This window comes from Flavobacterium orientale (assembly GCF_014638005.1).
GTDB classification, from domain to species: domain Bacteria; phylum Bacteroidota; class Bacteroidia; order Flavobacteriales; family Flavobacteriaceae; genus Flavobacterium; species Flavobacterium orientale.
The window spans coordinates 166,059-186,071 of the sequence record NZ_BMFG01000006.1; the positions used below are offsets into that span (position 1 = coordinate 166,059).

The 20,013-nt window shown below is 31.0% G+C and carries 24 protein-coding genes; 10 read left to right on the plus strand and 14 right to left on the minus strand.

Features of this window, described 5'->3' with window-relative positions; genetic code table 11:
* Window positions 1-11: 11 nt before the first annotated feature.
* The 3 genes from IEV15_RS09350 to IEV15_RS09360 all read left to right on the plus strand — a co-directional run bounded on the left by IEV15_RS09350 (window position 12) and on the right by IEV15_RS09360 (window position 1,469).
* Window positions 12-311 carry a 2TM domain-containing protein gene (locus IEV15_RS09350; RefSeq protein ID WP_188362259.1) on the plus strand — a complete coding sequence of 100 codons (300 nt, stop codon included), beginning with the start codon at window positions 12-14 and terminating at the stop codon, window positions 309-311.
* A 12-nt stretch (window positions 312-323) separates the two neighbouring features.
* Entirely contained in the window at window positions 324-632 is a 309-nt protein-coding gene (locus IEV15_RS09355) for a 2TM domain-containing protein (protein ID WP_188362260.1), read from the plus strand.
* A gap of 81 nt (window positions 633-713) precedes the next feature.
* Window positions 714-1,469: a LytR/AlgR family response regulator transcription factor gene (locus IEV15_RS09360; RefSeq protein ID WP_188362261.1), complete on the plus strand. Its 756-nt coding sequence runs from the start codon at window positions 714-716 to the stop codon at window positions 1,467-1,469.
* On the opposite strand, the gene IEV15_RS09365 is transcribed toward IEV15_RS09360, so the two are convergent.
* The 7 genes from IEV15_RS09365 to IEV15_RS09395 all read right to left on the minus strand — a co-directional run bounded on the left by IEV15_RS09365 (window position 1,466) and on the right by IEV15_RS09395 (window position 8,573).
* Complete coding sequence (locus IEV15_RS09365) at window positions 1,466-3,223, minus strand: ABC transporter ATP-binding protein (protein WP_188362262.1); 1,758 nt, start codon at window positions 3,221-3,223, stop codon at window positions 1,466-1,468. The two genes, IEV15_RS09360 and IEV15_RS09365, sit on opposite strands and share 4 nt — an antisense overlap.
* Before the next feature lie 54 nt (window positions 3,224-3,277).
* Complete coding sequence (locus tag IEV15_RS09370; protein ID WP_188362263.1) at window positions 3,278-4,048, minus strand: CDP-alcohol phosphatidyltransferase family protein; 771 nt, start codon at window positions 4,046-4,048, stop codon at window positions 3,278-3,280.
* 43 nt (window positions 4,049-4,091) lie between these two features.
* Window positions 4,092-5,111, minus strand: a complete 1,020-nt coding sequence (locus tag IEV15_RS09375) for a COX15/CtaA family protein (protein WP_188362264.1) — start codon at window positions 5,109-5,111, stop codon at window positions 4,092-4,094.
* 72 nt (window positions 5,112-5,183) lie between these two features.
* Window positions 5,184-6,638: a CCA tRNA nucleotidyltransferase gene (locus IEV15_RS09380; protein ID WP_229734127.1), complete on the minus strand. Its 1,455-nt coding sequence runs from the start codon at window positions 6,636-6,638 to the stop codon at window positions 5,184-5,186.
* Window positions 6,639-6,704: 66 nt separating this feature from the next.
* Window positions 6,705-7,079, minus strand: coding sequence for a GxxExxY protein (locus tag IEV15_RS09385; RefSeq protein ID WP_188362265.1), 375 nt, complete (start codon window positions 7,077-7,079; stop codon window positions 6,705-6,707).
* 34 nt (window positions 7,080-7,113) lie between these two features.
* Window positions 7,114-7,680 carry an L-threonylcarbamoyladenylate synthase gene (locus IEV15_RS09390; protein WP_188362266.1) on the minus strand — a complete coding sequence of 189 codons (567 nt, stop codon included), beginning with the start codon at window positions 7,678-7,680 and terminating at the stop codon, window positions 7,114-7,116.
* Between the two features lie 23 nt (window positions 7,681-7,703).
* Entirely contained in the window at window positions 7,704-8,573 is an 870-nt protein-coding gene (locus IEV15_RS09395) for a glycosyltransferase (RefSeq protein WP_229734128.1), read from the minus strand.
* 87 nt (window positions 8,574-8,660) lie between these two features.
* Here IEV15_RS09395 and IEV15_RS09400 point away from each other — a divergent pair, with 87 nt between their 5' ends.
* On the plus strand, window positions 8,661-9,425 hold the full coding sequence (locus IEV15_RS09400; protein WP_188362268.1) for a lipopolysaccharide kinase InaA family protein: 765 nt from the start codon (window positions 8,661-8,663) through the stop codon (window positions 9,423-9,425).
* On the opposite strand, the gene IEV15_RS09405 is transcribed toward IEV15_RS09400, so the two are convergent.
* Entirely contained in the window at window positions 9,422-10,201 is a 780-nt protein-coding gene (locus IEV15_RS09405) for a glycosyltransferase family 2 protein (RefSeq protein WP_188362269.1), read from the minus strand. The two genes, IEV15_RS09400 and IEV15_RS09405, sit on opposite strands and share 4 nt — an antisense overlap.
* Before the next feature lie 301 nt (window positions 10,202-10,502).
* Window positions 10,503-11,471: a stealth family protein gene (locus IEV15_RS09410; protein WP_188362270.1), complete on the minus strand. Its 969-nt coding sequence runs from the start codon at window positions 11,469-11,471 to the stop codon at window positions 10,503-10,505.
* A 197-nt stretch (window positions 11,472-11,668) separates the two neighbouring features.
* On the opposite strand from IEV15_RS09410, the gene IEV15_RS09415 reads away from it, so the two are divergent.
* Window positions 11,669-12,481: a glycosyltransferase family 2 protein gene (locus tag IEV15_RS09415; protein ID WP_188362271.1), complete on the plus strand. Its 813-nt coding sequence runs from the start codon at window positions 11,669-11,671 to the stop codon at window positions 12,479-12,481.
* 51 nt (window positions 12,482-12,532) lie between these two features.
* On the opposite strand, the gene IEV15_RS09420 is transcribed toward IEV15_RS09415, so the two are convergent.
* Window positions 12,533-13,348, minus strand: coding sequence for a 2,3,4,5-tetrahydropyridine-2,6-dicarboxylate N-succinyltransferase (locus tag IEV15_RS09420; protein WP_188362272.1), 816 nt, complete (start codon window positions 13,346-13,348; stop codon window positions 12,533-12,535).
* Between the two features lie 125 nt (window positions 13,349-13,473).
* Here IEV15_RS09420 and IEV15_RS09425 point away from each other — a divergent pair, with 125 nt between their 5' ends.
* From IEV15_RS09425 to mazG, 5 genes are all read left to right on the plus strand, one after another.
* On the plus strand, window positions 13,474-14,322 hold the full coding sequence (locus IEV15_RS09425; RefSeq protein WP_188362273.1) for a copper resistance protein NlpE N-terminal domain-containing protein: 849 nt from the start codon (window positions 13,474-13,476) through the stop codon (window positions 14,320-14,322).
* A 77-nt stretch (window positions 14,323-14,399) separates the two neighbouring features.
* Window positions 14,400-14,816, plus strand: coding sequence for a Holliday junction resolvase RuvX (gene ruvX, locus IEV15_RS09430; RefSeq protein WP_188362274.1), 417 nt, complete (start codon window positions 14,400-14,402; stop codon window positions 14,814-14,816).
* A 97-nt stretch (window positions 14,817-14,913) separates the two neighbouring features.
* Window positions 14,914-15,501, plus strand: a complete 588-nt coding sequence (gene def / locus IEV15_RS09435; protein WP_188362275.1) for a peptide deformylase — start codon at window positions 14,914-14,916, stop codon at window positions 15,499-15,501.
* 53 nt (window positions 15,502-15,554) lie between these two features.
* Window positions 15,555-15,977 (plus strand): DUF5606 family protein, encoded by a 423-nt coding sequence (locus IEV15_RS09440; RefSeq protein ID WP_188362276.1) that lies wholly within the window; start codon window positions 15,555-15,557, stop codon window positions 15,975-15,977.
* A gap of 71 nt (window positions 15,978-16,048) precedes the next feature.
* The gene (mazG, locus tag IEV15_RS09445; RefSeq protein ID WP_188362277.1) at window positions 16,049-16,828 is read left to right on the plus strand and encodes a nucleoside triphosphate pyrophosphohydrolase; all 780 of its coding nucleotides are present in this window, start codon (window positions 16,049-16,051) and stop codon (window positions 16,826-16,828) included.
* A 20-nt stretch (window positions 16,829-16,848) separates the two neighbouring features.
* On the opposite strand, the gene IEV15_RS09450 is transcribed toward mazG, so the two are convergent.
* The 4 genes from IEV15_RS09450 to IEV15_RS09465 form a co-directional block, all read right to left on the minus strand.
* Entirely contained in the window at window positions 16,849-17,478 is a 630-nt protein-coding gene (locus IEV15_RS09450) for a carbonic anhydrase (RefSeq protein WP_188362278.1), read from the minus strand.
* Between the two features lie 17 nt (window positions 17,479-17,495).
* Entirely contained in the window at window positions 17,496-18,482 is a 987-nt protein-coding gene (locus tag IEV15_RS09455) for a bestrophin family protein (RefSeq protein WP_188362279.1), read from the minus strand.
* Between the two features lie 3 nt (window positions 18,483-18,485).
* Window positions 18,486-19,166, minus strand: a complete 681-nt coding sequence (locus IEV15_RS09460; RefSeq protein ID WP_188362280.1) for an ion channel — start codon at window positions 19,164-19,166, stop codon at window positions 18,486-18,488.
* 74 nt (window positions 19,167-19,240) lie between these two features.
* Entirely contained in the window at window positions 19,241-19,921 is a 681-nt protein-coding gene (locus IEV15_RS09465; protein WP_188362281.1) for a Crp/Fnr family transcriptional regulator, read from the minus strand.
* Window positions 19,922-20,013 lie beyond the last annotated feature (92 nt).

A 20,013-nucleotide genomic window follows, 5' to 3' on the forward strand; every position in this document is an offset into this window, starting at 1 on the left:
ATCATACGATTATGCAAACAAATAGTGAATACGACAGCTATCAAAAAGCAAGCAAAAAGGTAAAAGAAATCAAAGGATTTTATATTCATTTATTTACCTACTTAGTAATAATTCCGGTGATTGTTTTTATAAACTTAAGGTTTTCACCACAACATTATTGGTTTTTTTATCCCATGATAGGTTGGGGTGTTGGATTATTAGGTCACGGTTTTGGAGTCTTTGGAACCGATAGTCTTTTCAGTAAAGATTGGGAAGAACGCAAGATTAAGCAATTTATGGAAGAAGAAAAAAAGAAAAATACATTTCATTAAAACAATAAAAAAATGAACTCACAAGACGAAATAAAATACCAAGAAGCCCTTAAACGAGTACAGAAAATTAAAGGGTTTTACAGCCATTTAATAATTTATGTTGTGGTAAACATAATGATCATAATAGTTAATATTCAAGATTTAGAACCAGGCGAATCCTATTTTAAATATGAAAATTTCTTCACTGCTTTTTTCTGGGGAATTGGTTTAGTTGCTCATGCTTTTTCGGTATTCGTACCCCAATGGATTTTAGGAAACAACTGGGAAGAACGTAAAATAAGAGAACTCATGGAGAAGGAAAAAAATAAGAAATGGGAGTAGATTACAGTCGCATTTTACAGTTACAGTTTTCAGTTGCATCTCCTATTACCTTTTAGCAGTAACCCATTACCCTTTTAAAATATGAGAATCATTATCATTGAAGACGAAAAACCAGCAGCTCGTTTGTTACAACGAAAGGTTGAAAAATTGGGTTTGCAAATAGAAACGCTTTTACATTCTGTTGAAGAAGCTATACAATGGTTTCAAAATAATCAACATCCGGATTTGATTTTTTTAGATATTCAATTATCGGACGGATTATCTTTTGAAATTTTTGAAAGAATAGAAATTAAAAGTGCTGTCATTTTCACCACTGCTTTTGATGAATATGCGTTGCGGGCTTTCAAGTTAAACAGTATTGATTATTTGCTTAAACCAATTGACGAAGATGATTTAGCTATTGCAATTTCAAAATTCAAAAATCAATTTCAAAAAAGTAGCATTGCTTCTTTAGATTTTGATATGATAAAACGAATGCTGGTTAATCCTGTCGAGAAGGTATACAAACAACGTTTTACCATTAAAATTGGCGAACATCTTAAAATGATTGCTATTGATGAAGTAGAGTGTTTTTTCAGTGAAAATAAAGGAACTTATCTTCATACGATTGACAATCGAGATTATTTATTAGATAGTACATTAGAACAACTGGAATCAGAATTAAATCCAAAAGACTTCTTCAGAGTTAGCCGTAAATTTATTATTCCCTTAAAAACTATTAAGGATATTGTGGTTTACAGCAATTCGCGTTTGAAAGTAATTCTACCAACTTACAAAGCAGACGAGGTGATTGTGAGTCGCGAACGAGTAAATGATTTTAAAATATGGTTGGGTTAAACTACCAAAATTTTCTTTCTTTCTCCAATTTGTTGACGCCACATCGCAAAATATAATCCTTTTTTAGCCACTAATTCGTCGTGGTTGCCTTCTTCAACAATCTTTCCTCGTTCTAAAACATAGATAGTGTCAGCATGCATTATTGTGGATAATCGATGTGCAATCAAAATGGTCATTTGTTGTTTATTGACCGAAATTTCTTTAACGGTTTCCGTAATTTGTTCTTCGGTTAATGAATCTAAAGCGGAAGTTGCTTCATCAAAAATTAATAAACGAGGTTTTCTCAGTAAAGCTCTGGCAATTGACAAACGTTGCTTTTCGCCGCCGGAAAGTTTTTTACCGTTTTCACCTAAAACCGTATCCAAACCTTTTTCTGAATTTTCAAGAATTGAAATGGCGGATGCTTTTATAATGGCTTCCAACATTTCTTCTTCGGTGGCTTCGGGTTTTACAAACAGTAAATTTTCACGAATTGTTCCCGAAAAGAGTTGAGTATCTTGCGTTACAAATCCCAGTTGCCGACGAATTCTATTGTAACGTAATTCTTTTATCGAAATGGAATCATATAAAATGTCACCTTCAATTGGACGATATAATCCAACTAATAATTTGACTAAAGTCGATTTTCCTGAACCGGACGGACCGACAAAGGCAATGGTATCGCCTAATTTTGCTTTAAATGAAATATTTTGAATGGCATTATAACTCGCATTTTTATGTCGGAAAACAACATCTTTAAAGTATAATTCGCTAATTGGACCAATATCTACCGGTTCTTCGGGACTGAATTCAGGCTGTTTTTGCATCAATTCATTAAACAATTGCAAGGCAGTTTCAGCTTCACGATACGACAAAATAATGCTTCCTAAATCTTGCAACGGACCAATAATTCCCGTGGAAATAAATTGCATCGAAATTAATTCACCCGGCGTTAAAACATCTTTAAAAATCAACCAGAGCAAAATGAATAAAATGGATTGTTTCAGAAGCGTTAAAATGCTTCCTTGCAAAAAAGTAAGTACACGCATTTTTTTGACTTTTTCCATTTCTAAATCATAAATTTCCTTAGTATGAACTTTTAATCGGCGAATTTCGGGGTAGGTGAGTCCAAGACTTTTAACCAATTCGATGTTGCGTAAACTTTCCGTAATTGTTCCACTCATTTGACGATTTTGTCTAATCAATGATCGTTGTAACGTTTTGATGGAACGACTTAAAACACTTGTCAATCCGCCAAGCAATACAATTCCGATTAAGAAAACAGGAATTAAAGCCCAATGTTTTGTGATGGCATACCAAAGCAGAAATCCAATTCCAACCGCAGAGGAAAATAAAATATTGATAAAAGAAGAAATGAATTTTTCTGTATCAGAACGTACTTTTTGTAAAATCGATAAAATCTCACCACTACTTTGATCTTCAAATTCTTGAAAAGGTAAACGTAAGGTTTGTCGAAGTCCGTCGTTAAAAATCTGCATACCAAATTTTTGAACTACTAAACGAATAAAATAATCTTTGAAGGATAAAATCAGTTTCGAAGCCAATGCAATTCCGATGGCAAGAAAAAGTAATTTTGTAGCACCATTAACTCTTTCTTCATTGGTTTTATCTTCCGGATTCAGTGCATAATCATCAATAATTTGACCAAAAATTATTGGGTCATATAAAGCTAAAATTTGTGCAACCCCGGCTAAAAAAAGAGCAAGAAAAACCCATTTGCTGTATGGCTTTAAGTATTTCCAAAGTAAATTCATAGTGATAATTGTAGCTTAATTTTCAAATATAACTAAAAATAGGATTGCAGTTAATTAAGAAATGAATGTTTTCCGAATTCCAATTAAAACCAAAATAAAAACGGAATAAACTACAAAAAACGGCACAATAAATTCAATCCAGCCTAACGGAAGCATGATGGCAATGATTAACAATTGAAAACCTAATCCATAAGTAGAAAGTAACGTCATGAACCAATTTGGAAAGGTTTTGACTTTGTATGCATCCGAATCTAAAAAGTGAATAATTTTATCAAAAGCACCGTAAACTATAGTATAAATTCCGAAAAGAATAGTTACTACTTGTTGACTTTCTCCTGGCAAAGCTTTAGGAGTTTTATATTCAAATATTTTACTAGTTGAATCACCTCCAATTGATTTTGTTCGCAGAATTACATAGTAATAATTGTATAATGTTCCCTGCAATTGAATGGCAAGAAAGGCGACAATCGTAAACCAAAATGATGTGGAAGAAACATAACAAATCGCCATTAAAAACCCGAAGTTTAAGAAAATATCAAAAATACTATCTAAATATCTTCCGGAATAGGAAGGTGTTTTTTTCAATCGAGCCAATTCACCATCGGCGGCATCAATAATGGACTTCAAAATGATAAAAAAAGCAGCCCAAACATAATGATTATAAAGGATGCAATAGATTGCAAACAATCCACTGATTCCAAAAAGTAGCGTCACATGAATAGGCGTAAAGCGAGTATTTTTTAATTGTAAAGCAAAAATTCTTCCGAAAGTTCTACCATAATCGGATAAATCTAAAAATTTATCCTGAGCGGCAAGTTTAGACATGTAATATATTCTAACAAAAACTGCGACAATATAGTCTGAAAATTTATTTACTAAAGCGATGCAAAGTAAAAGTCATGGCACTAAGTAATAAAAAAGCCATCAATTGATGAGCTAATCCCAGCCAAAGCGGAACATGAAATAATAACGTAAAAATACCTAAAATAAATTGAATTAACACAAACAAAACCAATGTTTTAACCGATTTTGATTGAAGTGATGTTAGTGTATATTTTTTACTTCTAAAAAACAACAAAATCATCAAACCAACCACAACATAAGCCAATGTTCGATGAACGAATTGAACGCCACTTTTTCCTTCGGTTAAATTTTGTAAAAGAGTGGGTTGTTCAATCCAAACGGTTTCATGAATCAATTTACCTTCACTCATTAATGGCCAGTGATTGTGGATTAATCCGGCATTTAATCCGGCTACAAATCCGCCATAAATAATTTGAATAATCAAAACTATCATGGCAATTCGAGCTAATTTTCGCAACGGTAAAATGACTTCAATTTTGTTGGGATAGATTAAATCTAACGCAACCCACAAAGTGTATGCAAAAGTGATGAAGGCAAAAGTTAAATGCAAAGCCAATCGATAGTGACTCACATCAGGATTGTCAATTAAGCCGCTTTTGACCATAAACCAACCCAAAAATCCTTGAAATCCACCCATAAAAAGCAAAATAATACATTTCTTAATGGTAGAAATGTCTAATTTTTTCTTAATCAGAAAATATACAAACGGAATGATAAACACAATTCCGATGATTCTTCCGATGAAGCGGTGAAACCATTCCCAGAAATAAATAAATTTATAATCGTCTAGTGTAAAATCGTTGTGAATATTGATTTTTTGGTATTCAGGAAATTTCTTGTATTCTTCAAACGCTTCGTTCCATGCTTGCTCGGATGAAGGAGGAAAAGTATCGGTTACCAAATGCCAATCAGTCATTGAAAGTCCGGAATTTGTGAGGCGAGTGATGCCACCAACCATCACCATAATAAACAATAAAACACAGCCGGAAAGAAGCCAAATTATAACGGGTTTGTTTGTTTTCATGTTTTATAAACTTAATGCAAAATTACATCACTTTTATTTATTGGTTTTAATAAACAAAAGTTAATCTTATCGTTAATTTTTGAGCGTTTGCAATCCTAATTTTTTAGCTTTTTTTAGCATGAAAGTATAAGCAGCATCATATTCATTAGGGATTTCGCCTTCTAAAATAGCTTCTTTGATTGCTTCTTTTAAAACTCCAATTTCACGAGATGGTTTTAAATTGAAAATAGTCATAATTTCTTCTCCGGAAATGGGTGGTTGAAAGTTTCGTACATGATCACGTTCTTCCACTTCCACAATTTTTTGACGAACAATTTTGAAATTATTATGGTACTTTTTAAATTTATTTGGGTTTTTGGTCGTGATGTCTGCTTCGCAAAGAATCATTAAATCTTCAATGTCTTCGCCGGCATCAAACAACAAACGTCGAACGGCAGAATCGGTTACGATATCTTGCGAAAGCACTATGGGTCTCGAACTCAACATAACCAATTTAGAAACGTATTTCAATTTGTGGTTCAATGGCATGTGTAATCTTTCAAAGATTTTTTTCACCATTTTTCCACCCAAAAATTCATGTCCGTGAAACGTCCAACCTTGTTTTTTGTTGAATTTTTTGGTGGGAGCTTTCCCAATGTCGTGAAGCAAAGCCGCCCATCGCAACCAAACATCATCGGTATTTGGACAAATGTTATCTACAACTTCTAACGTGTGATAAAAGTTGTTTTTGTGTGTATGTCCTTCAATTTCTTCCACTTGATTCAAAGCTGTCAATTCAGGCAAAATCAAATCTAACAAACCGGTTTGATACAATAAGATGAAACCGATTGAAGGTTTTTCAGTAGATAAAATTTTGTTTAATTCATCAACAATTCGTTCACCCGAAATAATGTTGATTCGCTCACAATTTTTAGAAATGGAAGCTAATGACTTTTCTTCAATTGTAAAATTTAATTGAGTGGCAAAACGAATCGCTCGCATCATTCGCAATGGATCATCCGAAAAGGTGATGTCAGCATCTAAAGGTGTTCTGATGATTTTATTTTCCAAATCTTCCAACCCATTAAAAGGATCAACTAAGTCGCCATAATTTTTTTCATTTAGCGAAAAAGCCAAGGCATTTATTGTAAAATCACGTCTGTTTTGGTCGTCTTTCAAGGTTCCGTTTTCTACAACAGGATTCCGACTTTCAAAATGATAACTTTCTTTTCGAGCACCCACAAATTCTATATCAATTTCTTGAAAACGAAGCATTGCTGTGCCATAAGTTTTAAAAATTTGTACTTTGGGTTTGTTTGGGAGTAATTCTGAAACTTTGAGAGCTAATTCAATACCGCTACCAATGGCAACAATGTCGATGTCTTTTTTAAAATCGCGTTCTAACAAAAAATCACGTACAAAACCACCAATAACGAAGGTTTCTATACCAAGTTCTTGAGCTGCTTTGGATATTATTTTGAAGATGGGATTTTCTAATGCTTTATTATAATTTACAACCACTTTTTTGTTTTTTTGCCACGAATTCACAAATAATACTTTGAATTCATAATAACAATTTTAATCGAATAAAAAATATTTTTTCACGAATTCTATCTAAAGAATAATTCTTTTGTGTTCTAATGAATCTGTATTAAAATTTACCAGTATTGCTAGTTTATTATTTGAAACTTTTAAATAATTTAAGCATTGAGCTATGTGCTCGTCATTTAAAGATTTACATGATTTTATTTCTAAAATTATTTTATCAAATATGACAAAATCGGCATAAAATTTATGTTTCAAAATAATATTCTTATAATTGACTGAATACTCTTTTTCTCTTTCAAATTGTATTGATGAATTTTTAAATTCATATTCGAGAGCATCTTTATATACAATTTCAGAAAAACCTTTTCCTAAATTATTATGTACTTCAAATAAAATACCTACCAATTGATAACTTTCTGTTTTATATAAAATATCTGTCATTAAAATTTAATTTGTGAATTCGTGGCGTATAACTTTATTTCCGAATAATCTGAACTTTACTATCCAAGGTTAATTTGATAATCGTGGATGGCTTATCGCAAATTTTTTCGCGGTGCAAATTTACAACATAGTCTACACCTTTAATAATTTCGGGACTGATTTCTTTGAATGATTTTGGAGTGGGTTGACCGGATATGTTGGCCGAAGTTGAAACCAGCGGTCTTTTCATGCGTTCCATCAATTTGAAACAGAATGGTTCTTTCACGATCCGAACGGCTAATGATTGGTCTTCAGCAATGATATTTGGAGCCACATTTCGAGGTTTATCTAAAATTAAAGTTGTTGGTTTCTCAGATAAATCGAGAATTTGCCAAGCTACTTCGGGAATGTCTTTGAAAACATTATACATCATTTTCTCGCCATTCATTAACACAATCATGCTTTTTGATTCTTCTCTTTTTTTAAGAGCGTAGATTTTTTTTACGGCTTCGGGATTCGTAGCATCACAGCCAATTCCCCAAACGGTATCGGTCGGGTAGAGGATGATGCCTCCGTTTTTGATTACTTCGTATGCGTTGTGTATTTCTTGATTACTATCCATATTTTAATTTTTATCTTAAAAGATTATTTAAGATTTAAGATTTTTTTTAATTTATAAAGTCCAATTATTTTTTTTATTTTCTTACTTAAAAGTTTAAACCTTACATGCCATTCATTTTTTAGACTTAATAGTAACCATTTTTTTTGGGGTATAATTTTAGATTTTATTTCTTCATTAATTTTATCGGAAATAATAAATTCATTTTCAAGAGAATCCCAAAAAATGTTTCCAAATCCATAAAATTCATTAACTTTATTTTTATCGTGAATGATTGACAACCAAACCCGTTTATTTTCAATATTTATAATTGATTTTTCTTTTTTCCATTGATTGTGGTCGTTATGCCATACTGTTTTCGGATTGTTGTTTTCTTCAATCAAACTAATAAAAGGGTTATATATCTGCTCTTTTTTGCCGAGCATAACCGGATTTAAACTTAAAGTGTAACCTGAAACAAAATCGACAGCAAGGTATTTTTGAAAATTAAATTGTTTTTGTATTTCGTCAATGTAGAATTTACTAACACAATCGTCATTATCAATTCTGGAAGTTATAATGTATGGAATTTCTTTAGCATCTTTTGCAATAAATTCTTTAATTGCATCTTGAAAATTTTCCATTCCGTCTATAAAAAAACATTTTATGAACTTATTTTCTTGAGCAATATCAAGTATCCTTTTTTGGAAAATAGTTGAAGTAGAAATGTCAAAAAATAATAACCATTTAAAGTTGTTGTTTGTTTGACTCACAACACTAGGTAAACAATAATTTTCAAACAATTCCATTCGATGTTCCATCCATTGATCTGTCAACAAAGATTCATTATTTTTTGTTACATCCCATTTTTTATTTTTTAAATTGAATCTGGTAACGAGATAATGTTTGAAATTCATGTTTCTCATAATTTTTTTGTAAAAATAAATTAATTATTTTAAGTATTACTTGTGAATATTTACTTTTGTTATGAAATGAATAACGTAATGATGTATAATTTTGAACATAGTTCTGATTTAGATAAAACTTCTTTGTTGGAAATCATTGATAAATCGCAAGATTTAGGTGAAGTTTTAGTTCGTGGTTCAAGAAATACTTTAAAAGTTTTAGACTATAATGGTTTACAACTTACTATCAAGTCGTTTAAAGTCCCCAATTTAATTAATAAAGTGGTTTATAAATTTTTCAGAAAATCAAAAGCCAGACGATCATTTGAACATGCAAAAATTTTATTGCAAAAAGGAATAAATACACCAAAACCAATTGCTTATTTTGAAGAATTAACTTTTTTTGGAATTAGAAAGTCTTATTATGTATCGGATTATTTAAATTATGATTTTTCTATAAGAGAAGTTTTTATGGATAAAAATTTTCCTAATAGAAAAGAAATTATTATTCAATTCACTCAGTTTACATTCAAACTTCATGAAGTTGGAGTTGAGTTTTTAGATCACTCGCCAGGAAACACTTTGATCAAGGTCAATGAAAATGGGGCTTATGACTTTTATCTTGTAGATTTAAATAGAATGAAATTTCACTCTATTTTGACATTTAAACAAAGGATGAAAAACTTTTCAAGATTGTCTTTAGAAGATGATGTATTAAAACATATAAGTAGCGAATATGCAAAACTTAATGATGTAACTTTTGATAAAGTTTATTCTTCAATGTCTTCTTTTGTTAATCAATTTACTTCAAAAAATGAGTTTAAAAAGCAATTGAAAAACAAATTATTGTTTTACAGGAATTAATTAGCTCTTTTTTCTTTAATTAATTTGGCTAATTCCGGATACCTAACATATATGCTCAACGCATTTAAGTAACAAATTATAATTCCTTTTTTTCCATCTAAAATTCCTAAGCGAATAAAATAACTGCTAAAAAATTTATAAGCTGGTTTGATATAAAAGTGAAAAAAATTAGGCTTTACATTCTTTGCATAAAGTTCTTTAGCTTTTAATTTGCCGTAACTTACCATTTTGGCTTTATAACTATCATAATTCAAATAAGAATAATGAATTAGTTTGTTTTTCAAAACAGCAACAGTTCCGTTCACTTTAAGTTTTTCATGAACCAATCTACCTTCAATATATCGGGCTTTATCTTTTTTGAATAAACGAATGTTTTTATCAGTTTGCCATCCGCTAAAATGCAAGGGTTTGTTTTGAAACATAAATTTTCTTAAGAAAAAATAAGCATCAGCTGTATTTTCTAAAGATATAGTATTTAGAATTTCCTCTTTTAACTTTGGAGTAATTCTTTCATCAGCATCCAAAAATAACACCCATGAATTTTTGGCTAGATCTAATGCAATATTTCTTTGTGCTGTATAATTTTCAAATTTATGTTCAATGAATTTAACGTTTTCAAAAGAAAGGCAAATATCTTTTGTTTTGTCTATACTAAATGAATCAACCACTATTACTTCATCAGCAAAAGTTAAATCACTCAAAAGCTCATGCATATGAGTTTCTTCATTTAATGTAATAATTAATACAGATATTTTATTTTTTAAATTTGATGTCATTAAATACTAAATATAAAGCAACTGTTTTTTGTTACTGTTTTTGGGAGGAAACTTTCAAAAAAGGAGTCTGAATTAAAAAAGTTCTTCATTGAGTTGTTTAATTTCTCATTGCTAATTGCATGAATAATTAGTTTAGTTTAATTTATAAGTTTTGTTCTAATTTTTTTTATACTTAATAAACAAATAGTTAGTATTCAAAATTTTTTATTTTTTTAAATTTTTAAATTACACTAAACAAATTTGAAATGATATCGCAAAGTAGTAAAATTAAACTTAAGTTTTTTTAAATTTTTTGATTGATTTATGACATATGCTTTTTTAACCATTTTAAAATGTAATCTAGTTTTTTTTGAGGATATAAGTCCAAACTTTGAATATTTAAAAACAACTTGTTAGTATTATTTTCAATTGAATTCAATTTTAGTTTTAACCAAAATAAAGGTTTATCTGATGAGCCAAAATGGACTAACTGAAAATCGTTCTTTAACGTATAACTTTTATTCTGAATTTCTAAATGAGCAGCTAAAGCTTGGATCATAAAATAGGAAGCATCTCTAAATCGATGCTTTATATTGTTAACCAAAATAGTTTCATTTTTATCAAGAAAATCATTAATTATTGATTTTCTCATTGGAAAAGGGGTGTGATTTACTTTTAAATATTTTTTAAAATTCAGAATTTTGGCAATGTTTTCTTGAGCTTTTTTATAACCTAATTTTGAAATTCTTTTTTTCTTGAGACCGATAGATTCTAAAATTTTTTTCAGTTGGTCTGATTCATAATTATTCCAACGTCCTCTGAGAACCGGCTCTCTTTTTTCAGAAAAAAAATCAGACGGCTTCGTTTCATTTATTAGCAGCATATCATCATTAAAATAGATAAAATGTTCTGCTAAATCAGGAATTCTACTAATCATTGTTTCAATTGAATTGCTATTAAAAACAGGTAAATAATTTTCATAACCTTTAAAAATAGTTTTATGATCTACTACAATAACATTTTGAAAATCATTACTATTAATTAAAAAAGGTGGCGTTTGGTTATCGGTAACAACATAAATATTTCGAACATAAGGAGCGTATTTTTGAATTGATTTAATACAAAATTCAATTTCATTAACTTGATAAAAACGAGTTAGAAATCCTTTTGATTGAAGTGACGATTTATTTTCTACATATTGAGCTAGTTTTTCAATATGCTTTTCATCATTTCCATCAACCCAAGTTATCACTGCATCAATATCAAAACCCATACTATTCTTATTAATCATTATGGTTGCAAATTTATCAAAAGCTATTAGATAAGTTCTTTTATTTGTGTTCAAATATAAGTAAAACTACCTGGTTTACTATATTTCATTTAACAATCTCTGATTCAATTTTAAACATTAATTTTTAATTTAATTCAAAATGATTATGGGTTGACAGTAAAAATAAATGTAATTTTGTCCCAATTAAATTATCATAAATGCAAGTATCTGTAATAGTTAGTACCTACAATGCCGAAGAATGGTTAGAAAAAGTATTAATTGGCTATAGTAATCAAACCTATAAAAATTTTGAAGTTATTATTGCTGATGATGGTTCAAGAGAATTAACAAAAGAATTAATTGATACTTATGCCGCTAATTATCCGGTTCCACTGCGTCATTTGTGGCATGAAGATTTAGGTTATCGTAGACAAGAAATTTTGAATGTTGCTATTCCTGATGCAAAGCATGAATACATTATCATGACTGACGGTGATTGCATTCCTAGAAAAGATTTTGTTGAAGTTCATGTTAAATATGCTGAAAAGGGAAGGTTTTTGTCAGGAGGATATTGCAAATTAGGAATGAAAGCCAGTAAAAAAATCACTAAAGACGATATTTTATCAAACATTTGTTTTAATGTAAAATGGCTATCTTCAATTGAAAAATTGAATTTATCAAATAAATTAAAATTGGGTGCAAACAATTTTCTTGCAACCATTTTAGATGTAATTTCACCCACAACACCTTCGTTTAATAATTGTAATTCTTCAGGATTTAAAGAAGATATGATTGCCATCAATGGTTACGATGAACGTATGAAATATGGAGGACCTGATAGAGAATTTGGTGAACGACTGGAAAACTATGGTATAAGAGGAAAACAAATCAGACATAAAGCAATTGTTTTACATCTTGATCATGCAAGAGGTTATAAAACTCCGGAATCCTTAGCGGCTAATCTTGCAATCAGAAAAGAAGTTCGTGATAAAAAAATTAAATGGACTCCTTTTGGGATAAAAAAGAATTAAAAAAAATGTCTTAGTACTATTTAAAATTTACTAAGACATTTTTATATATAATTAAACTGCAACGTTATATTCTCTCAAAGCATCATTCAAACTTGTCTTCAAATCAGTTGATGGTTTACGTGTTCCAATAATCAAAGCACACGGAACTTGAAAATCTCCGGCAGGAAACTTTTTTGTATAACTTCCCGGAATCACTACTGATCTTGCGGGAACAATACCTTTATATTCAATAGGAGTTGCTCCAGTTACATCAATAATTTTAGTGGAACCTGTCAAAACAACATTTGCACCAAGTACGGCTTCTTTTTCAACTCTAACACCTTCAACAACGATACATCTTGAGCCAATAAATGCACCGTCTTCAATAATAACAGGAGCCGCTTGAAGGGGTTCTAAAACACCACCAATTCCAACACCACCACTTAAATGTACGTCTTTACCAATTTGAGCACAACTTCCAACGGTAGCCCAGGTGTCAACCATAGTTCCTTCGTCCACATAAGCTCCAATATTCACATAGCTTGGCATTAGAATTACACCTTTAGAAATATAAGCTCCATGTCTGGCTACAGCATTTGGAACTACACGAATTCCTTTTTCGGCATAACCGTGTTTCAACGGAATTTTATCGTGGTATTCAAAAATGCCTGCTTCCAATGTTTCCATTTTTTGAATAGGGAAATACATAACTACAGCTTTTTTTACCCATTCGTTCACTTGCCACCCATCAGTTGTTGGTTCAGCAACACGAAGACTTCCGGAATCCAACAAATCAATAACTTTTCTAATTGCAGTTGTTGTGGTTTCTTCTTGCAATAAAGCTCTGTTTTCCCAAGCTTTTTCTATAATGTCTCTTAATTCGGTCATCTTTTTTTAAAATTTCAACAAAGATAAAATCTTTTAAAATATAAAGTGGTTTGGTTTTTGTAAAAGAGAGGAAAATCAAAAACATTTTTTATTAAATTTGTTAGAATTACTAAAATCTTAAAATCATGAAAACAAAATTTTATTTTATTGCAACTCTAGTGGTTATTATGATTAGTTGTGCTAAAAAAGAAAAAGCACAAGATAGTGCAGAAGAAGTATCAGATTCTATGGAAGTTGTAAAACCGGATATGCATACAGCTAAAACTTCATTGGATTATATGGGCCATTATTCCGGAGTAACACCATGTGCAGATTGTGAAGGTATTGAAACTTCAATTTCATTAGAAGATGAAAAAAATTATGTTTTGAAAACGAAATATTTAGGTAAAAAAGATGCTAAAGTTTATGAGCAAAGAGGTGTTTATTCTTGGAACGAAGCTGGTAATACTATTATTTTAGAAGGTATCGAGAATGGACCAACTCACTATTTTGTTGGAGAAAATACGTTAACTCAACTAGATTTAGAAGGAAATAAAATTGAAGGTAATTTGGCTGATAAGTATGTTTTAACCAAAGGCGAAGCTCCTGTAGCTCAAAATACTTCTGAAAAATCAACAACTAAATCATATTCAATTCGCGATACAAAATGGCAATTGATTGAATTGAATGGAAAACCGGTTGAAAATAAAAATAAGTCAACAAAAGAAATGTTTTTACAGTTAAATGCGGAAAATCGTTATGCGGCTTTTGCGGGTTGTAATAACATGATGGGAGGCTATGAATTAAAAGAAGATGCTTTGCGAATTAAATTTTCAAAAGGAGCATCTACCATGATGGCTTGTCCGGATTTGTTAACAGAACAAGAGTTTGCAGCAGTTTTAGAATTGGTCGACAATTATAGTTTGAATGGTGAAAACATGTCACTTAATAAAGCGAGAATGGCACCACTAGCTAGATTTAAAGCAATAAAATAAATTGATAAATCCTCTTGAAAAAGAGGATTGTTTTATTTTCTACCTACCAAAAACATATCTTTACAAAAAAAAAAATAATGCCTCGAATTCTCGCTATAGATTACGGAATCAAACGAACCGGAATTGCTGTTACCGATGAACTACAAATTATTGCATCGGGTTTAACAACGATTCCCTCTGAAACGTTGATTTCCTTTTTGAAAGATTATTTTTCTAAAGAAAAAGTGGCGGTAGTTTTAATAGGCGAACCCAAACAAATGAATGGTTTACCATCGGAAAGTGCACCAATCATCGAAAAATTTGTAGCAACTTTTGCTACAGAATTTCCGGAAATGAAAGTAGTTCGTGTGGATGAACGATTCACTTCTAAAATGGCGTTTCAAACTATGATTGACAGTGGTTTGAGTAAAAAACAAAGACAAAACAAAGGATTGGTTGATGAAATTGCGGCCACTATTTTGCTCCAAGATTATTTGACTCGCAAAATGTTTTAATTTTCATTTTAATTCAAACCACTTAAAAAAGAAATCTTTTATTACTTTTGCATCCTGATTTACAAAAAAGTTTTTGAATACTTTTAAATTCTCATTAATGATTTTACCCATTGTAGGCTACGGAGATCCGGTATTGCGAAAAGTTGGCGAACCAATTGCTTCGGATTATCCAAAACTTAAAGAATTAATTGAAACCATGTATGAAACCATGCACAATGCTTATGGCGTTGGTTTGGCTGCTCCACAAATTGGTTTAGCAATCAGGTTATTTATAGTAGATACAGAACCTTTCAGTGAAAGTGATGATTTGAATGAATTGGAAAAAGAACAATTAAAGTCATTCAAAAAAACGTTTATAAATGCTAAAATTCTGAAAGAAGAAGGTGAAGAATGGGGATTTAATGAAGGTTGTTTGAGTATTCCTGATGTAAGGGAGGATGTTTACCGAAAAGGAAAAATTACAATTGAATACTGCGAAGAAGATTTTATCACAAAAACTGAAGTATTTGACGGGTTAATCGCCAGAGTTATTCAGCATGAATACGATCATATTGAAGGGATTTTGTTTACAGACAAACTTTCTACGTTAAAGAAAACATTAATTAAAAAAAGATTACAAAACATTATGGAAGGTAAAATTAGAGCCGACTATAAAATGAAATTTTTCAACAAAAAAGGCAGATAACTTTTTTCAATTTAAAAAAATAAAACGATTAAAAATTATATAAAATAATAAAAATGAGTTTACAAAAAATATTAGCTATTTCAGGAAAACCGGGATTATTTGAATTAAAAGTACAAACTCGCACAGGTTTTGTTGCAGAATCACTATTAGACGGAAAAAGAATAACTGTAGGAATGCGTAGCAACGTAAGTTTACTTTCTGAAATTGCAGTTTATACTTATGATGAAGAGATAAAATTAGCTCAAGTTTTTAAAGCAATCGCAACCAAAGAAAATGAAGGTCCTTCAATTTCTCACAAAGAAGATAATGCCGTTTTAACCACTTATTTCAGAGAAGTATTACCTGATTTTGATGAAGAGCGAGTGTATGTATCAGATATTAAAAAAATTATCAATTGGTATAACTTACTTCAACCAAAAGGTTTAATCACTCTTGAAGTTTTAGAGGAAGCATTGAAAGAACAACCGGCTGAATAATGTTTATAAATTAATTGAAGTTGAATCCTGCTTTCGAGCAGGATTTTTTATTTTTACACAAATCCTTATTTATGAATTCTAGACAACAACAATTGCAAGCTTTTAGCAGATTACTTGATATCATGGACGATTTGCGTGAAAAATGTCCGTGGGATAAAAAGCAAACCTTAGAAAGTTTACGCCATCTTACCATCGAAGAAACCTACGAATTAGGAGATGCCATTTTGGATAACGATTTGCAGGAAATCAAAAAGGAATTGGGTGATTTATTGTTACATATTGTTTTTTATGCCAAAATCGGTAGCGAAACCAATGATTTTGACATTGCAGATGTAGCCAATAGTATTTGTGATAAATTAATAGATCGTCATCCACACATTTACGGAGATGTGGTTGTTGCCAATGAAGAAGAAGTGAAACAAAATTGGGAAAAACTAAAATTAAAAGAAGGTAAAAAATCAGTTTTGGAAGGTGTACCGAAAAGCTTGCCAGCACTTGTTAAAGCAAGCCGAATTCAAGACAAAGTGAAAGGCGTTGGTTTTGATTGGGAAGAACCACATCAAGTTTTGGATAAAGTTCAGGAAGAAATTTCAGAATTTCAGGAAGAAGTAAAATCAGGAAATTTTGAAAAAATGGAAGCCGAATTTGGCGATGTTTTGTTTTCGATGATCAATTATGCACGGTTTTTAAAAATCAATCCCGAAGATGCTTTGGAGCGAACCAACAAAAAATTCATGAAACGGTTTATGTACCTCGAAAGTAAAGCAGGTGAATTAGGAAAACCCCTTTCAGATATGACTTTAGCTGAAATGGATGTGTTTTGGGAAGAAGCAAAAAAGTTGCCAAAATAATTTGTATTTTAAATATTTATTTACTCTCCCAAATTATAAATCTCCATAATATCTTTTAAAACCTCTTTAAAGTCAATTTTCAAATCGATTAATTTTCCGGAATGAATGTCAAAAACCCATCCGTGAACTTGCAAATTTCTTTCGCGATACGCTTTTTGAACGGCGGCAGTTTTAATTAAATTGACACATTGTTCCTGAACATTCAATTCAACTAAACGATTATATCGTGCGTTTTCATCAGTAATAGCATTCAATTCTTTTTTATGAAGACGATACACATCGCGAATGTTACGTAACCACGGATTTAAAATTCCTAGATCCTTGGCTTCCATTGCAGCTTTAACGCCACCGCAAAAATAATGTCCGCAAACCACAACGTGATTTACTTTCAAATGATCCACGGCATAATTTAAAACCGACATTACATTTAAATCGATACTAATCACCATATTGGCAATATTTCGGTGCACAAAAACTTCTCCGGGTTGCACACCCATTAAATCTTCGGCTGTAACCCGACTATCGGAACAACCAATGTAGAGAATTTCAGGGCTTTGTCCTTTTGATAAATTTTCAAAATAATTGCCATCTACCGCTAGTTTTTCAGCAATCCATTTTTCGTTGTTTTTAAATACTTTTTCAATTTCCATAACTGGTTTTTTTAGATTTACATTAAAATTTTATTTTCTGCAGTTATTGGCGAAGGAAGATTTTCTTCATCTAACATATCTCTTAAATCGATTTCAATTGTTCGGCTTAACGCTGTTATTGGAACATCGTTCGCACTTCCTTCAAATGGATTTTCGGTGCTTTCGCCTACTTTTTCCATCGATACAAAAACCCACGAAACTACTATGCTAAAAGGAATTGTTAACCAAACATAATGCTCTCCCAATTTTTGAAATTCGTTTAACATACCAAACGGTAATAAAATCACAAACAACCAAATAAAGAATAAATTGATGCTGGCAAATTGCCGTGGATAAGGAAAGTTTTTAATTCGCTCGCATTTTCCTTGTTGATCGTATAAATCGGCTAAACGTTTTTCCATTTCAACATATTGAAAATTTTCGATTTTTCCTTGTTGATATAATTCGGCTATTCGCTTGGATTGAAAAGCAATGAGTTGCGTAGCTCTGTTCTTTTTTGATAAGATGTACTTTTGTTCTTCTTCGGATAAATATTTTTTTAATTCTTCCTCCAACGGAATTGATTTTTCTAAAATAGTAAACAAACGGCTGTATTCAACGTTATAACTTTTGGTCATATTTTCCCAATTCCTGGGTTCTCTCAATTGATAACGCAAAGCAGTCAACCAAGCACAATGACGATAAATTAATTCCTGATGAATGGTTTTATCCGCTATAACAAAATCTTTTGTCATTATTCCCCAAGAGCGACTCGAATTGACGATTGCTCCCCAAATTTGACGAGCTTCCCACAAGCGATTATAGGTTTGCGTATTTTTAAAACCAATTATAAAGGCTGCAGCTGTACCAACCAAAGCAATCGGAACCCACGGGATGGACATCCATTTGCATTCAAACAACTGAAAAAGTAGGGTAGGGATTATGGCTAAAAGAAGTAGCACATAAATGTCTCTTCTTGTCCAAAATAAAAATTCTTTGAGTGAATAATGTCTTCCTGAGTGCATAAATTATTTTTTTATTTCTGAATGTGAAACATATTTGCTAATCATAATTCCAACCAAAACAACAGAGTAAAATTGCCCTGCAATTCCCATCATCGATGTACCTAATTTTGCATAATGATTATTGGGAGTGATGTCCCCAAAACCAATGCTGGTAATACATACACTACAAAAATAAACGATGTCTAAATAAACCGTTGTAAAATTTGTCTCGTCAATTCCTTTAAATGAATTCGGAATAAAATTGTATAAAAAGAACATACAAAATATGCCAATTTCAATTAATAACAAATAACCACAAGCCGAAGCAGTCACCACATCTGCATTGATATAACTCGGTTTTAATAAAAATTGCAGAATTTCAATAAAGATGATTGTAAAAAAAGCAATATGAACCAAACTGATTAAGTCTAAAATTGTAGTATTTGGCGTTACAAAAACTAAATAAATGGGAAGTAAAACGACTAAAACTGAAAGTATATTTTTGAGAAATCGTTTGGTTTTATTTTTTTCGTAAAAAACAGCAAAACTTGAAACTCCCAGCAAAAACATGTTAATTGGCCAAAGTACATCGGCATAAAAAGCTAAATCACTACAACCTATTCCGATGAATAAATGTAATAAAATTGCAAAAAGAAGAATTTCGTATTTTCTTTTGTGGAAAATAGGAGGTAGAATTTTACTCATTTTAATAAAATAAGGTTAAAAATAAAAAAAAACTGTTTAAAAAAACAGTTTTAAAATATACTTTATCCAAAAAATTACTCCGCCATTCTTTTCAATTTATTCCTATCAAGAATAGTAATTTTTTTACCGGTTATATCAATCAACCCCGTTTTATTAAATTCAGATAATAATCGAATACAACTTTCAGTAGCTGTTCCAATCATTCCTGCCAATTCTTCACGCGATAGTTGAATGTAAAGTGAACCATCTTCGTTTTTGCCAAATGTGTCTTCTAAGTAAAGTAAGGTTTCAGCTAATCGTTCTTTTACCGATTTCTGTGCCATCGAAACCATATGATCATCTGATTCTCTTAAATCACCACAAATCGTTTTCATCACATTCATCGAAAACTGATTATTTTCATTAAAAAATCCAAGAATTTCTTTTTTCGGGATAAAGCAAACCTCCATATCTTCCAAAGCAACAGCACTTAAATTAGTAACTTCATCACTAATCATCGAACGTTGTCCTAACAATTCACCTGATTTGACTAACTTAACAATTTGGTCTTTGCCGTTGGCACTGAGTTTTGAGAGTTTACAGATGCCATCTTTGATGCAATAAATGCCATTTACTGTTTCACCTTCTTCAAAAATGTTTTCACCTTTTTTAATGGTGTAGGAAGTTTTGCAGTTGGCCATTTTTATCAATTCATCTTTGTTTAGTGCTTTTAACGAACTAAACTCTCTAACGATGCATTGCTCACACTTACTCATAATAAACTAATTTATTGGTCTAACAAAGATAGTCAATGTATGACAAATATCATATTTTAAATTTAAACCATTTTTAACCTTTGTCAAAGGTA

Excerpts from the sequence above, each read along its gene's own strand:
- IEV15_RS09350 (WP_188362259.1), top strand. The coding sequence starts at position 12 with ATGCAAACAAATAGTGAATACGACAGCTATCAAAAAGCAAGCAAAAAG.
- IEV15_RS09355 (WP_188362260.1), top strand. The coding sequence starts at position 324 with ATGAACTCACAAGACGAAATAAAATACCAAGAAGCCCTTAAACGAGTA.
- IEV15_RS09360 (WP_188362261.1), top strand. The coding sequence starts at position 714 with ATGAGAATCATTATCATTGAAGACGAAAAACCAGCAGCTCGTTTGTTA.
- IEV15_RS09365 (WP_188362262.1), bottom strand. The coding sequence starts at position 3,223 with ATGAATTTACTTTGGAAATACTTAAAGCCATACAGCAAATGGGTTTTT.
- IEV15_RS09370 (WP_188362263.1), bottom strand. The coding sequence starts at position 4,048 with ATGTCTAAACTTGCCGCTCAGGATAAATTTTTAGATTTATCCGATTAT.
- IEV15_RS09375 (WP_188362264.1), bottom strand. The coding sequence starts at position 5,111 with ATGAAAACAAACAAACCCGTTATAATTTGGCTTCTTTCCGGCTGTGTT.
- IEV15_RS09385 (WP_188362265.1), bottom strand. The coding sequence starts at position 7,079 with ATGACAGATATTTTATATAAAACAGAAAGTTATCAATTGGTAGGTATT.
- IEV15_RS09390 (WP_188362266.1), bottom strand. The coding sequence starts at position 7,680 with ATGGATAGTAATCAAGAAATACACAACGCATACGAAGTAATCAAAAAC.
- IEV15_RS09395 (WP_229734128.1), bottom strand. The coding sequence starts at position 8,573 with ATGAATTTCAAACATTATCTCGTTACCAGATTCAATTTAAAAAATAAA.
- IEV15_RS09400 (WP_188362268.1), top strand. The coding sequence starts at position 8,661 with ATGATGTATAATTTTGAACATAGTTCTGATTTAGATAAAACTTCTTTG.
- IEV15_RS09405 (WP_188362269.1), bottom strand. The coding sequence starts at position 10,201 with ATGACATCAAATTTAAAAAATAAAATATCTGTATTAATTATTACATTA.
- IEV15_RS09410 (WP_188362270.1), bottom strand. The coding sequence starts at position 11,471 with ATGATTAATAAGAATAGTATGGGTTTTGATATTGATGCAGTGATAACT.
- IEV15_RS09415 (WP_188362271.1), top strand. The coding sequence starts at position 11,669 with ATGCAAGTATCTGTAATAGTTAGTACCTACAATGCCGAAGAATGGTTA.
- IEV15_RS09420 (WP_188362272.1), bottom strand. The coding sequence starts at position 13,348 with ATGACCGAATTAAGAGACATTATAGAAAAAGCTTGGGAAAACAGAGCT.
- IEV15_RS09425 (WP_188362273.1), top strand. The coding sequence starts at position 13,474 with ATGAAAACAAAATTTTATTTTATTGCAACTCTAGTGGTTATTATGATT.
- ruvX (WP_188362274.1), top strand. The coding sequence starts at position 14,400 with ATGCCTCGAATTCTCGCTATAGATTACGGAATCAAACGAACCGGAATT.
- def (WP_188362275.1), top strand. The coding sequence starts at position 14,914 with ATGATTTTACCCATTGTAGGCTACGGAGATCCGGTATTGCGAAAAGTT.
- IEV15_RS09440 (WP_188362276.1), top strand. The coding sequence starts at position 15,555 with ATGAGTTTACAAAAAATATTAGCTATTTCAGGAAAACCGGGATTATTT.
- mazG (WP_188362277.1), top strand. The coding sequence starts at position 16,049 with ATGAATTCTAGACAACAACAATTGCAAGCTTTTAGCAGATTACTTGAT.
- IEV15_RS09450 (WP_188362278.1), bottom strand. The coding sequence starts at position 17,478 with ATGGAAATTGAAAAAGTATTTAAAAACAACGAAAAATGGATTGCTGAA.
- IEV15_RS09455 (WP_188362279.1), bottom strand. The coding sequence starts at position 18,482 with ATGCACTCAGGAAGACATTATTCACTCAAAGAATTTTTATTTTGGACA.
- IEV15_RS09460 (WP_188362280.1), bottom strand. The coding sequence starts at position 19,166 with ATGAGTAAAATTCTACCTCCTATTTTCCACAAAAGAAAATACGAAATT.
- IEV15_RS09465 (WP_188362281.1), bottom strand. The coding sequence starts at position 19,921 with ATGAGTAAGTGTGAGCAATGCATCGTTAGAGAGTTTAGTTCGTTAAAA.